This is a genomic window from Sphingomonas cellulosilytica, assembly GCF_052321755.1.
GTDB lineage: Bacteria > Pseudomonadota > Alphaproteobacteria > Sphingomonadales > Sphingomonadaceae > Sphingomonas.
The window spans coordinates 411,389-424,545 of record NZ_JBQRTT010000002.1 but is presented as its reverse complement, the minus strand read 5'-3'; the positions used below and the strand labels follow the sequence as shown (position 1 = coordinate 424,545).

Here is a 13,157-nt window from a genome sequence, read left to right as displayed (position 1 = left end):
CTGCCATGCACCCGAGCCGACGCGATACCATCCGGGCAGGGCTGCTCGGCGGGGCGACCGCCTTGCTGCCGTCGCGGCTGGTCGCCGCAGCGCCGCCGGCGTTCGCGCCCGCGCCTGTGCGCTGGATCGATGGCGCCGCACCGGCGCTGCATGCCGGGCAGACGTTCGGCGTCGCCTGGCCGCGCGGCGTGGTGAAGGCGGGCACGCGCCTGGCGGTGCAGGGCGCCGGCGGAGCGGCGGTGCCGGCGCAGAGCTGGACCACCGCGACCTGGCCCGATGGTTCGATCAAGTGGACCGCGCATGCCATCCCCGCCGACGTGACGCCCGCCGATCTCGTCGTCACCCGCGGCCGCGAAACCGCGCCGCGCCAGCCGGTGCGCGTCACCGAAACCGCCGATGCGGTGACGATCCAGGTCGGCGACCTCGCGTGGGAGGTCGGCAAGTCGGGCGAGGCACTGGTCCGCTCCGCGCGCGTGGCGGGCAAGCCGGTGCTCGGCCCGGTGACGCTCGTCGGCGCGGTGCGCAGCGATCCCCTGCACGGGGAGGCGACGCCGTTCGCCGGTGCGGTTGAGCGGGTGACGGTGGAGCAGCGCGGCCCGGTCCGCGCCGTGGTGAAGATCGAGGGGCGCCACCGCGCCGCCGACCGGCAGTGGCTGCCCTTCACCGTCCGCCTCTACGCCTATGCGGGCAGCCAGGCCCTGCGCATCGTCCACAGCGTGGTGTTCGACGGCGATGCGTCCAGGGACTTCCTGTCGGCACTCGGCGTTCGCGCCGCGGTGCCGCTGGCCGGTGCGCTGCACGACCGCCACGTCCGTATCGTCACCGACGGCCAGACCTTTGCCGAAGGGGTGCGCCCGCTCACCGGCCTGCGTCGCGATCCGGGCAAGGCGTTCCGCGACGCGCAGATCGCCGGGCAGGCGGTGCCGCCGCTCGGCCGGATGGCGCCGGCGGTGCGCGACACGCTGGAGCGCATTCCGGCTTGGGGCGACTTCCGCCTCGAACAGCCCAATGCCAACGGCTTCGCGATCACCAAGCGGACCGGCCCCGATCACGGCTGGATCGACAGCGCGCAAGGGCGGCGTGCGCCCGGCCTCGCCTATGTCGGCACGCCTGCGGGCGGCGCGGCGATCGGCGTGCGCTATTTCTGGCAGCGGCATCCGACCGCGCTCCACATCGACGGCGCCACCGGCGACACGGCGCAGCTCACCGCCTGGCTCTGGTCGCCCGAGGCTCCGGCGATGGACGTGCGCCCCTATCACGGTACGATGGGGATGGAGGGCTTTGACGCCCAGAACGAAGGCCTGTCGGTCACCTACGAGGATTACGAGCCCGGCTGGGACGATGCCTCCGGTATCGCGCGCACCGCCGAGCTGATGCTCTGGGCGCTGCCCGCCACCCCGCCGACCGACACGCTGGTGGCGATGGCCCGCATGCAGGCCGAGCCGCCGCAGCTGATGACCGCACCCGCGCACCTCCACGCCGCGCGGGTGTTCGGCGACTGGACGCTGCCCGACCGCTCGACCCCCAATCGCACCGCGATCGAGAACCAGCTCGCCAACCTGATCGATTTCTACACGGGCGAGGTCGATCGCCGGTCGTGGTACGGTTTCTGGAACCACGGCGACGTGATGCACACCTATGATTCCGACCGGCATCAGTGGCGCTACGACATCGGCGGCTTCGCCTGGGCGAACAGCGAACTATCCCCCGACCTCTGGCTGTGGACGCAGGTGCTGCGCACCGGCGATGCCAAGGCGTTCCGCTTCGCCGAGGCGATGACGCGGCATACGGGCGAGGTCGACGTCTACCACACCGGCCGCTTCCGGGGGCTCGGCACCCGCCACGGCGTGCAGCATTGGAGCGACAGCTCGAAACAGCCGCGGGTCAGCAACGCGAGCTACCGCCGCATCTTCTATTACCTCACCGCCGACGAGCGCGTCGGCGACCTGCTGCGCGACCTCACCACCTCCGACCAGGCGCTGACCCGCGTCGAGATCGGCCGCAAGGTGCCCGGTGCCAGGCGGCCGCAGCTGCCGCCCGGCACGATCGAGATGACCTTCGGCACCACTTGGTGTCCGCTCGCCGCGGCGTGGCTGACCGAATGGGAGCGCACCGGCGACACCCGCTGGCGGGATCGTATCCTGGCGGGGCTCGAAACGATCGGCCGCCTGCCGCACGGCTGGATGACCGGCAGCGCGCCGTTCGACATGGCGAGCGGCCGCTTCATCGACCAGAACCGCAAGATCACCCTGTCGCACCTCAACGCGGTGTTCGGCGCGGTGGAGGTGAGTTCCGAACTGATCCGCCTGCTCGACGTCCCGCGCTATCGCGCCGCCTGGCTGGAATATTGCCGCTGGTACAATGCGCCGCAGGCCGATTACCTCGCCAAATTCGGCGCGCCCTACGGCCCGCGCAACCTTCGCGAGGGGCAGTCGCGGCTCACCGCCTATGCCGCCTTCCAGGACAAGGACGCCGCGCTCGCCGCCCGCGCCGCGGAGGAATTCCTGTCGGGCGATGCCGGCCTCGGCACCTGGCCCGCCGATCCGCGGCACACCGTCGATGGCGTGCTGGAATGGCCCGGCGTCTCGACCAACGCCGCCTCGCAATGGGGGCTCGCGGCGATCCAGACGCTGGCGCTGATCCCCGAAGCGCTCGATCGCACGACCATCGTGCCGCCGGACGCTCCGGGGCGCAAACGGCAGAAGGACGCCGGCCGCGACTGACGGCCGGCGCGTGGCCTCGGCTCCGGCTCAACCCGCCCCGCTGGCCAGATAGCGTTCCAGATCGTCGCTGCCGCCGATCGTCTCGCCGTCGATGATGACCAGCGGGGTGGTGTCGACGCCCCGCTCGGCCTTGAACGCGTCCACCTCCTCGCGCGAACGCAGGATCCGGTCGTCGACCTCGAAGCCCTCCGACTGCAGGATCTGCTTGGCGCGCACGCCGAACGGGCAGGTGTGATCGGGCAGGACCATGCGGTACAGCGTGGCGTGGCGGCGGTCGGCCATGGGCGATTATCCTTGCAGAGGTCGGTTCGGTCCTACAGCGCGGCAGCGCACCCAAGCGTTCCATGGAAAGGGGCAGGATGGCCGAACGGATGACGCTCTATTTCGATGGCGGCGCGCGGCCCAATCCGGGGCGGATGGAGATCGCCGTCGTCACCGGCGGTCGTGCCGTCATCCGCGACGATTGCGGCGAAGGCGACAATTGCACCGCCGAGTGGCTCGCCCTGCTGCATGCGGTGGAGATCGCGCGGGCGGCCGGTGCGCAGGACGTGCTGCTGATCGGCGATGCGCTGTCGGTCGTCGAGCAGGCGCGGGGCACGTGGCGGCCGCGCAGTCCGCAGATGCAGGCGCACCTCGCCGCCTTTCGCGCCGCGACCGCCACCCTGGCGCGGGTGACGGTGCGCCACGTCGGGCGCTCCAAAAACCTCGCCGGCATCGCACTCGCCAGCCGTTATCCGCGCTGATCGCTTGCCGCGTTCGCAGTTGCGGAAACTCTCCACGCCTTGCGCGTTTGTCGCCGTCTCATCATCACAGGAGCGAGCCGAGATGAACCAGGACCAGATCGAAGGCACCGCCGGCGACCTCGCGGGCAAGGTCAAGGAAACCGTGGGTCAGGCGACCGGCGACACGCAGACCCAGAACGCCGGCCTCGCCGACCAGATCAGCGGCAAGGTGCAAAAGACGTTCGGCGACACCAAGGAAACCGTCGCCCGCAACGCCGCCCCGCTCGCCGACAAGGCGCGCAAGTTCGCCAACGAGCGCCCGTTCGCCACCGCGGCCCTCGCCGGCGTCGTCGGCCTGGCGATCCTCAACACGCTCCGCGGCAAGACGGCGTAAGCGAACCGCCCCGAAACCCTCCTTCGCGGCAGCGGGGGAGGGCGTCCCTCTTCATCCTCCCCCGCCAGGGGGAGGTGGCGCCGAAGGCGACGGAGGGGGAGGACTCCCAACGTTGGTCGTTGCTTACCTCCCCCTCCGTCAGGCTGCGCCTGCCACCTCCCCCTGGCGGGCGAGGATGAATGTCGTTGGTCCCAATATTTCCCGTCACCCCGGACTTGTTCCGGGGTCCACCGTGCCGCAAAATCAAGAGCGTATTGGTGAGCGGCCCGGTGGATGCCGGACCGAGTCCGGCATGACGGAGGACTGAAGAATACCGCCGCGGATCAGACAGCCGATAAGTGCTGGCCCCGTTTCAGCGGGCAGGGGACAAAAGGCCGCAATGCCGAACCGTGGCGGCACGACACCACCGGCGGCGATGCAGCCCACGGCTATTGCGCCGGCCGCGGCCCGCGGATCTTCACCACGTCGCGGTGCATCGGCGCGAGCTTCGCAAGGAAGCGGTTCTGCGCCGCGAACCCGACGCCCTCACGGCGCATCGCCGCCTGCAAATTCTCGACCAGCGCCGCCATGTCGGCCTGCTGCACGCCCATGTCCTGATGCGCCGCGCGCATCGTCCGGCCGCTGTAACGGCAGCCGCCGTTGAGGATGTAGCAGAACTGCTCCTTCAGCGTCCGCCGCAGCCGGACGAGGTCCTGCCCCTTGAAGATGTCGCTGATCCGCGGATCGGCGACGTTGCGCGCCACCATATCCTCGACGATCCGATCGACCCCGTCGCGTCCGTGAAAGGCGCGCCACATCCCGTCGCCCGCGAACGGTGTGGCGCCGGCATTGGCGTCCGCCGCGACATAGGGCGCGACGGGCTCTTCGCCCGGCGGCGGCGTCGCCGGCACGGCCTGAAGCGCGAGGAGGAGCGGGAGGATCATCGGCAGGTCCTTGGCAGGATAGGGTTACGGCACGGGCCGAAGGGTCAGAACGCGCCTTGCAGCGACAGGAACAATCCGCGCTGCCCGCGCACCGTGGCGATATCGCCCAGGTCGACATAGGCAGCCGTCACCGACACGTTGCGATGCACGGCCCAGGCGGCGAACAGGTCGTAGCTGTCGTCTTCCTGCGCGAAGCCGAGCGTGTCGGGCTTGGTGCGATATTCCGCGCCGACGACCAGCTTGCGGGTGAGCATCTTGCCGAGCGACCCTTCGAACTGCGCGCTGCGGGCCTGCCCGCGCGGGCCGCCGAAGCCGAGCAGGCCGAACTGGTTGGCCTTGGTGAAGCGCACCGTCGCGTCGGCGACCACGCCCTGCGCCAGCCACACCTTGGTGGCGGCGACGTACAGGTCGGTGCCGCGCGTCCGTTGCGCGCCCACGGCTCGCAACACGGCGCCGCGCTCGGCCGCCTTGTATTGCACGCCCAGCGCGATCTGCGGCAGGATCGTATCCTGCGCCCAGACGGCATCGCCGGCGATCTTCAGCTTGGCGCCGACGATATGCTGGCCGAAGGTGAAGCCGCGGCCCAGCCCCAGCGCGGCCCCCGCGGCACGCGTGTCGAAACGCTGATAGGCATAGGACAGCTCGACCCGGTCGGACAGGCCGATCGCGGCTCCGGCGCTGGTCAGATCGAAATCGGGCAGCGCCACATAGGTCGCGTGCACGGCAGCGCCGTTACCATCCTCGGTTTCGTTGCCGGCGATCACCGCCCAGGTCGCCAGCCCGCCGCCAGCCGCTCCCTCGACGGAGGACACGCCGTTGGTCAGCAACAATTTGCCGCCGTTTCGGCGCTGATTGGCCGCCGCCGGACCGGCGGTCATGGCCGCGGCCAGCATCAGGACACCGGCAATGCAGGACTTGGGGAACACCATGCCGCGGCTTTATGTCCGTTATGGTGAAGATTGTGTAAGTACCGGTTTCAGGAAGTTTCAACGTCGCATGCGCTACGGTTGCGCACATGCGTGTCCTGTCCCCCGTCGCCTGCCTGCCGCTCGTCATGTTGACCCTGCTGTTGCCATCCCTCGCCTCGGCGGCGACGGTGACCATCGCCGTGCGCCAGCCGGACGGATCGCCGCTGACCGACGGCGTGGTGATGATCGAAAGCGCGGCCGCACCGCGTGCCGTGCCGCGCGGCCCCTATGTGATGGAGCAGAAGGCGATCGCCTTTCAGCCGCACATCCTGGTCGTGCCGGTGGGGGCGCAGGTCTCCTTCCCCAACCGCGATACCGTGCGCCACCACGTCTATTCCTTTTCCAAGGCCAAGCGCTTCGACCTCAAGCTCTACGGGCGCGAGGATCAGCGCAGCGTCACCTTCGACACCGCCGGTGTCGTCGCGCTGGGGTGCAATATCCACGATACGATGAGCGGCTTCGTGGTGGTGACAGCGACGCCTCTTTATGCCCGGACGGATGCGCAGGGGCGGGTCAGCATCCCCGACGTGCCCGCCGGCGCGGTGACGCTCCGCCTGTGGTCGCCGTCGATCCGCGCGCCGGGCAATACATTGGCGCAGAGTGCCAGCGTGCCGGCATCGGGCTATGCGACGACGCTGACGATCCGCCGCTGATGCGTCTGCCGAGATCCCTGGCCCGTCTGTTGCCGTTGCCGCTGCGGTTCCGCACGCTGCGTGGGCGGCTGGCGGTGCTCTATACCGGCATGTTCGCCGCGGCGCTGGCGGTGCTCGGGATCACCGCGCAGGTGATGATCTGGACGCATGCGCGCACGTCGGTGGCCGCCGAACTGACGGCCAGCGGCAGCGTCTACGACGGCCTGTGGACGCTGCGTGCGCGCACCATCGCTGGCATCGCCGACGTGCTGGCGCACGATTTCGGCTTTCGCACCGCGGTGGCGACCGGCGACCGCGCGACGATCGAATCGGCGCTCGAAACGCTGCGGGCGCGGGCCGGCGTCGAACAGGCGATGGTGGTCGAACCGGACGGACGGGTGATCGGCGCGGGCAGCGCGCTGGCGCCGGCGCTCGCCCGCCTGCCGGATCAGCTGCAGGACGGCCGGCGCGACGCTGTGCTGGTGGCGCGCGGCCGCATCTATCGCGTCGTCGTCTCGCCGGTGCTGGCGCCGATGCAGATCGGTACGGTGGTGCTCGCGCTGCCGCTGGACGCGGCCGAGATGCGCGGGCTGGAGCGGCTGTCCGCCATTCCGCTGACCGCGACCATGCTCCACCGCGACGCGGGCGGTCAGTGGCGCGCATCGGACGGCTCGGTGCCGTCGAGCCGCGCGGTCGACGCACTCGTCGCGCGTTCGGCGACGCAGCGGCCGCTGGTCACGCTGTCGCTGCCGAGCGGCCATGCCTTTGCCATCGCCAAGCCGCTCGCCGGGCCGGACGGGCGCGCCGATGCGGCGCTGCTGATCCGCTATCCGTTGCAGGCGGCGCTGGCCCCGTATCTGCCGTTGCAGCTCGGCCTTGCGCTTGCCGGGCTCATCGGCGTCGCGCTGGTGGTGCTCGGCAGCCTCAGGCTCGCGCGCACCATCACCCGGCCGCTGCACGCGCTCGACGCCGCCGCACGGACGCTGGAGGAAGGCGCCCGGACCGAGGTCGCGGTGACCGGCGAGGACGAGATCGGCCGCCTCGCGCAAAGCTTCAACCGCATGTCGCAGGGGATCGTCGACCGCGAGAATCGCATCTCGCACCTCGCCTTCCACGACACGCTCACCGGCCTGCCCAACCGCATCTCGTTCCGTCAGGCGCTCGACCAGGCGATGGCGCTTGCCGCGCGCAACGACGACAAGGTGGCGGTGCTCTGCCTCGACCTCGACGGGTTCAAGGGCGTCAACGATACGCTCGGCCATCCGGTCGGCGACGCATTGCTCCGCCAGGTCGGCGCGCTGCTGTCGCGGCTGGCGCCCGACGGCCTCGTCGCCCGGCTGGGCGGCGACGAATTCGCCATCATCCTCTCGGGGAGGGTCGATCCCGACCGGCCGCGAGCGCTCGCCCAGTCGATCCTCGATGCCGCGGCGCAGCCGATCGAGGCCGCCGGCCATCAGATCGCCACCGGCTTCAGCATCGGCATCGCGCTGTCCCCGTCGGATGGCCGCGACTCCGAACAGCTGCTCAAGAACGCCGATCTCGCGCTCTACCGTGCCAAGCGCGACGGGCGCTGCGTCTACCGCTTCTTCGAAGAGGCGCTGGACATCGCCGCGCGCAAGCGCCGCCAACTCGAACTGGACCTGCGCGAAGCGCTGATAACGGGCCAATTCCGCCTCAACTTCCAGCCGATTTACGACCTGAAGGCAGACCGCATCGGCGGCTTCGAATCCCTGTTGCGGTGGCACCACCCCACCCGTGGCGAGGTGTCGCCCGTCGAGTTCATCCCGGTGGCGGAGGACACGGGCCTGATCGTCGGCATCGGCGAATGGGTGATGCACGCGGCGTGCCGGCAGGCGATGCACTGGCCCGACCATGTGCGTGTCGCGATCAACGTATCGCCGCTCCAGTTCCGCAGCCATGGCTTCGCCGCGATCGTGATGCAGGCGCTGTCGCGCAGCGGCCTGCCCGCCAGGCGGCTGGAGATCGAGATCACCGAATCGGTGTTCCTCGACGGCGAGGATCATGTGCTGAAGCTGCTGCACCAGCTGCGCGAAATGGGCGTGCGCATCGCGCTCGACGATTTCGGCACCGGCTATTCGTCGTTGAGCTACCTGCGCAGCTTCCCCTTCGACAAGCTCAAGATCGACCGCTCGTTCGTTACCAACTGTGCCGCCGACGAGAGCAGCGCCGCGATCGTGCGCGCGATCGTCGACCTCGCCGGCGCGCTGCACATGGAAATCACCGCCGAGGGGGTGGAGGATGCGGCACAGCTCGGCTGCCTGCGCGGCCAGGGTTGCGACAGCATCCAGGGCTTCCTGCTCAGCCGCCCGGTGGAGATCGAGGGCATCGCGCGCCTGCTGCCCGCGCGCCTCGCCCGGGCGGCCTAGCGGACGACGGGCATCTGCTGCGCCATCGCAGCGTAGTTCGCGCGCATCTGGCGCAGCGCACCGGCGACCTTGTCCGCATCCAGTGCATCCACGACGGGGTCATACCCGTCGGGCATGATCCCCTGTCCCACCATCACCGCGACCCAGCTCGGGATCGCGAACAATTCGTCGTCGTAGCGGAAGATGCGCCCTTTTTCGCGGAACAGCGCGATCTTGCGTGCCAGCGTGTCGGGCAGCGCCATGGTACGGACGTAGTTCCAGAACGGCGTGTCGTCGCGCCGCGTCGCGGCATAATGCAGGATGATGAAGTCGCGGATTGACGCATATTGATCCGCCATCAGCCGGTTGTATTCGTCGCGCTCGATGTCGGTGAAGCGCATGTCGGGGAACAGGCCGAACAGCTTCGATATGCCGGCCTGGATCAGGTGGATGCTGGTCGATTCGAGCGGCTCCAGAAAGCCGCCGGCAAGCCCCAGCGCGACGACGTTGCCCGCCCACATCCGCTGCCGCCGCCCCGCGGTGAAGCGCAGGCGGCGCGGCTCGGCGGTCGGCGCGGCGTCCAGGTTGCCGCATAGGACGCGCTCCGCTTCCTCGTCGCCGATGAACGCGCTCGCATAGACGTGGCCGTTGCCGGTGCGATGCTGCAACGGGATGCGCCATTGCCAGCCCGCGCCGTGTGCGGTCGCGCGGGTATAGGGTAGCAACGGCTCGGTGCGCGCGGTCGGCACGGCGATGGCGCGGTCGCAGGGCAGCCAGTGCGACCAATCCTCGAACGCGACGCCCATCGCCTCGCCCAGCAACAGGCTGCGGAAGCCCGAACAGTCGATGAACAGGTCGCCCTCGATCCGGCGATCGCCCTCCAGCCGCACCGCGGCGACATGGCCGCGCGCGTCATGGTCGACGCCGACGATCCGCCCCTCCACCCGCTTCGCCCCCTGCGCCTCGGCCCGGTGGCGCAGGAATGCGGCGTAGAGTCCGGCGTCGAAGTGATAGGCATATTCCAGCCCCGACAGCGGCGAGCGGGGGTCGGGAGAGGGAGGCGCGAACCGGCCGGCACGTGCCGCCACCGCCGACATCGCATAGTCGTCGATGCCGCCGATCCCGTCCCGATCGCGCAGTTTCAGCCACAGCTGGTGGAAGTTCAGCCCCTCGATATCACGGCCATGCGTCCCGAACGGGTGGATGTAGCGGTCGCCGCCATCGGTCCAGCCGACGAATTCTATGCCGAGTTTGGGCGTGCCCCCGGTCGCACGCAGGAATTCCCCCTCGTCGATCCCAAGCCGCGCGTTGAAGCCGCGGATCGGCGGGATCGTCGCCTCGCCGACGCCGACGGTGCCGATCGCGTCCGATTCGACCAAGGTGACGGTGCGCTGGCCGTCATCCAGGAAGCGCGCTGCGGCGGCGGCGGCCATCCATCCCGCCGTGCCGCCGCCGACGATCACCACGCGTCCGATCGATTCGCCACTCATCGCATCAGTCTCGCCAGATAATCGGGGTAGGGGGGAAGCGACGGCGCCAGTCCGCCGACCGCGGCGCGCCATTGCGCCAGTGCCGCGACCGCGCTTGCCCGCGGTACCGACAGCGCCACCGGATCGGGGCGCTCCGGGCGCACGCCGAGGCCGATCAGCGCCTGCTGCCAGAGCGCCTTCGGGATCATCGCTTCGTCCAGCGGCGGCAGCGTACCGCGGCGGCCGAACTGCGCCAGTGCCCGTTCCAGCTCCTCGGGCGGCAGCGCCCGGCGCGCCGCGTGCCAGAACGGCCCCTTGCGGGCAGCGCCGGCAAGATAGAACGCCGCGGCATAAGCGTGCATGCGATCGGCGGCGAGGCCAGCACGCCGATTGTATTCGACGGCAAGGCGCGGTCCGTCGCCCCGCGCAGGCATCAGCTCCAGCGCCAGTTCGATCTGCACCAGCGCCAGCGGCAGGCCGAGCCAGCCGAGTGGCCCCAGCGCCGCCGCCGCATCGCCGATCGCCAGCACATTGCCCGTAAACGGCGCCTCCTGCCGGCGCGCGTGCAGCGCGATCCGCTCCGCCTCGTGTGGGAACAGACGGCGCGCGCGGGCGTCGTTCGTCACCGCGGCGGTGTAGGCGAAGCCGCGCAGCGTGCGACTGGCCAGCGGCCAGCGTGCGCTCCAGCCATCGCCGACCGCTTCATAGCCATCGGTCGGGGATGGGCGCGCAGGGCCGACGGCGAGCAGCAGCCGATCGGCCGGCAAGGTCGCGTGCCAGTCGATCCATGCGGTACTCGGCGCTGCGAGGCAGGCAGCCGGGCCGCTCGCATCGATGAACAGGTCGGCGGCCAAGGTCGCGCCGTCGACCGTCACGCCGCCGAGCCGGCTCTCCTCATATACCGCGGCGGTCCGTTGCGCCGCGACGGTCCGCACGCCGGCCGCGCGTGCGGCGCCCGCCAGCAGTGGCGCGGCGCAGGCGGCATCGAGACGCAGCGCATAGTCGATCCGCGACAGCAGCGATCCAGCGTCGTCGGACGGGTGGACGAAGCGTTCCTGCGTCGCGAGCGCGGCACCCGGTACCAGCGCATCGAACGGGCCATCGCCGTGCGCCCGCCACAGCTGGTGCAGCGCTGCTCCCGCCAGCGTCGCGGTGCCTTCGCCCTCGCCGATCGCGAACGGCGCTGCGCCCCAGTCGAAGCGCGTGCCCACGCGGTGGGTCGCGGCGCCGGCAGCGACCAGCGCGTCCTCCGATATCCCCAGCCGCGCAAGCAGCACCAGCCCACGCGCGTCCACGGCGGGGAATCGATCCGCGCAGGCTGCCGGATCCACCGGGATCGCGATCTGCGTCACCACCGCCCGAGGCAGGGCACGCGCGAATCCGATCGCCGCACAGGTCGCGACGAGGCCGCCGCCGACCACGACGATCTGCTGCAAGCTCGACCGGTCGTTCATGCGGCGTCGGCCGCCAGATAGGCCTTGTGGTCCGGCATGCCGGCAACCGCGCTCGCGATGCCGCCGTGCAATCCCGCCAATGCGCGGTCGAGAGCGTCCGCCTCCGGCAGGTCGGCGCGCGGATCCCAGCCGTCCGGTACGATGCCCTGGCCGAGGTAAACCGCCACCCAGCTGGGTTCGAGGAACAGGCCGTGGCTGTAGCGGGAAACCTGGGCGGTTTCGCGCCACAGCGCCATCTTCTCGGCCAGGCTGTCGGGGATCGTCATCGTCCGGACATGGTTCCAGAACGGCGAATCGTCGCGGCGGGTGGCGTGATAATGCAGGATCAGGAAATCCCTGATCCGGTCGTATTCGGCATCGACCAGCGCATTGAAGCCGTCGCGATCGGCGTCGGCCACGCGGGCGTCCGGAAAATGTTCGATCAGCTGGGTGATCGCCATCTGCGCCAGATAGATGCTGGTCGATTCCAGCGGCTCGAGGAAGCCGGACGCCAGCCCTACCGACAGCACGTTGCCGACCCAGCTGCGCCGCCGCCGTCCGGCGCGAAAGCGCAGGGTCCGCGGCTCGGCAAGCGGCGGGCTTTCGAGTCCGGCGACCAGCGCATCGGTGGCTTCGCCGTCCGACAGATGGGCGCTCGCATAGACATAGCCATTGCCGACGCGATGGGTGAGGGGGATGCGCCAGCGCCAGCCCGCTGCCATCGCGATGGCGCGGGTATAGGGCTCGATCCCGCCCGGCGGCGATGCGCAGGGCGCGGCGACGGCACGGTCGCACGGTAGCCAGTGCGACCAATCCTCCCATGCCTCACCCATGGCACCGCCGATCAGCAGCGCGCGGAACCCCGAACAGTCGATGAAGAGGTCGCCCTCGATCCGCCGCCCGTCATCGAGCCTGATAGCGGTCACGTCACCGTTGCTTTCATTGCGGTCGACCTGGATCACGCGCCCTTCGCTGCGCACCGCACCGCGCGCTTCGGCATGCGCGCGCAGGAACGGCGCGAATCGCGTCGCGTCGAACTGGTAGGCATAGCCATAGGCGCCATCCAGCGCGTCGGGGTCGGCTGCCGGTCTGGCGAATCGCAGAGCCTGCGCCGCCACGATGCCGGTAGAATAGTCACCGATCGGTGGCACGGCGCCTGCCCGGTGGTGGCGTAGCCAATAATGGTGGAACCCGACGCCGGCGAGCGGCCGGCCCAACGGGCCGAAAGGATGGATGTAGCGCTCGCCGATCGAACCGAAGTCGCTGAACTCGATACCCAATTTGAACGTGGCGTGGGTCTGCGCCATGAAGGCCGCTTCGTCGATCCCCAGACGGGTGATGAACGCACGCAGGTGTGGCAGCGTCGCTTCGCCGACCCCTACGATACCGATCTCCGCCGATTCGACGAGATGCACCCGCGCCGCCCCCGACGCGAGCGTCGCGAGCGCAGCGGCGGTCATCCACCCCGCCGTGCCACCGCCGACGATCACCACCCTGATCCGTCGATCCGCCTCCACGCCATCTCCC

At 70.2% G+C, this 13,157-nt stretch carries 11 protein-coding genes; 5 read left to right on the top strand and 6 right to left on the bottom strand.

The features are described 5' to 3' along the window. Positions 1-5: 5 nt before the first annotated feature. Positions 6-2,723 (top strand): exo-rhamnogalacturonan lyase family protein, encoded by a 2,718-nt coding sequence (locus tag ACTZQ5_RS05300; RefSeq protein WP_443584113.1) that lies wholly within the window; start codon positions 6-8, stop codon positions 2,721-2,723. A 27-nt stretch (positions 2,724-2,750) separates the two neighbouring features. Here the strand turns inward: ACTZQ5_RS05300 and ACTZQ5_RS05295 are convergent, their stop codons facing one another. After that, entirely contained in the window at positions 2,751-3,005 is a 255-nt protein-coding gene (locus tag ACTZQ5_RS05295; protein WP_443584112.1) for a glutaredoxin domain-containing protein, read from the bottom strand. A gap of 77 nt (positions 3,006-3,082) precedes the next feature. Between ACTZQ5_RS05295 and ACTZQ5_RS05290 the strand changes: the two genes are divergently transcribed. Beyond that, positions 3,083-3,466, top strand: a complete 384-nt coding sequence (locus tag ACTZQ5_RS05290; protein WP_443584111.1) for a reverse transcriptase-like protein — start codon at positions 3,083-3,085, stop codon at positions 3,464-3,466. 82 nt (positions 3,467-3,548) lie between these two features. Beyond that, the gene (locus ACTZQ5_RS05285) at positions 3,549-3,839 is read left to right on the top strand and encodes a CsbD family protein (RefSeq protein WP_443584110.1); all 291 of its coding nucleotides are present in this window, start codon (positions 3,549-3,551) and stop codon (positions 3,837-3,839) included. A gap of 428 nt (positions 3,840-4,267) precedes the next feature. On the opposite strand, the gene ACTZQ5_RS05280 is transcribed toward ACTZQ5_RS05285, so the two are convergent. Next, the gene (locus ACTZQ5_RS05280; RefSeq protein WP_443584109.1) at positions 4,268-4,762 is read right to left on the bottom strand and encodes a group I truncated hemoglobin; all 495 of its coding nucleotides are present in this window, start codon (positions 4,760-4,762) and stop codon (positions 4,268-4,270) included. Positions 4,763-4,806: 44 nt separating this feature from the next. Continuing rightward, positions 4,807-5,691 carry a DUF3034 family protein gene (locus ACTZQ5_RS05275; protein ID WP_443584108.1) on the bottom strand — a complete coding sequence of 295 codons (885 nt, stop codon included), beginning with the start codon at positions 5,689-5,691 and terminating at the stop codon, positions 4,807-4,809. 86 nt (positions 5,692-5,777) lie between these two features. Here ACTZQ5_RS05275 and ACTZQ5_RS05270 point away from each other — a divergent pair, with 86 nt between their 5' ends. Then, positions 5,778-6,383, top strand: a complete 606-nt coding sequence (locus ACTZQ5_RS05270; protein WP_443584107.1) for a methylamine utilization protein — start codon at positions 5,778-5,780, stop codon at positions 6,381-6,383. Next, complete coding sequence (locus tag ACTZQ5_RS05265; protein ID WP_443584106.1) at positions 6,383-8,749, top strand: putative bifunctional diguanylate cyclase/phosphodiesterase; 2,367 nt, start codon at positions 6,383-6,385, stop codon at positions 8,747-8,749. The genes ACTZQ5_RS05270 and ACTZQ5_RS05265 overlap by 1 nt, the downstream gene beginning before the upstream one ends. Here the strand turns inward: ACTZQ5_RS05265 and ACTZQ5_RS05260 are convergent. From ACTZQ5_RS05260 to ACTZQ5_RS05250, 3 genes are read right to left on the bottom strand one after another with little or no spacing between them, the layout of a single operon-like run. Further along, complete coding sequence (locus ACTZQ5_RS05260; RefSeq protein ID WP_443584105.1) at positions 8,746-10,218, bottom strand: tryptophan halogenase family protein; 1,473 nt, start codon at positions 10,216-10,218, stop codon at positions 8,746-8,748. The two genes, ACTZQ5_RS05265 and ACTZQ5_RS05260, sit on opposite strands and share 4 nt — an antisense overlap. Continuing rightward, positions 10,215-11,651 carry a tryptophan 7-halogenase gene (locus ACTZQ5_RS05255; RefSeq protein ID WP_443584104.1) on the bottom strand — a complete coding sequence of 479 codons (1,437 nt, stop codon included), beginning with the start codon at positions 11,649-11,651 and terminating at the stop codon, positions 10,215-10,217. The genes ACTZQ5_RS05260 and ACTZQ5_RS05255 overlap by 4 nt, the downstream gene beginning before the upstream one ends. Next, positions 11,648-13,147: a tryptophan halogenase family protein gene (locus ACTZQ5_RS05250; protein WP_443584103.1), complete on the bottom strand. Its 1,500-nt coding sequence runs from the start codon at positions 13,145-13,147 to the stop codon at positions 11,648-11,650. The genes ACTZQ5_RS05255 and ACTZQ5_RS05250 overlap by 4 nt, the downstream gene beginning before the upstream one ends. Positions 13,148-13,157 lie beyond the last annotated feature (10 nt).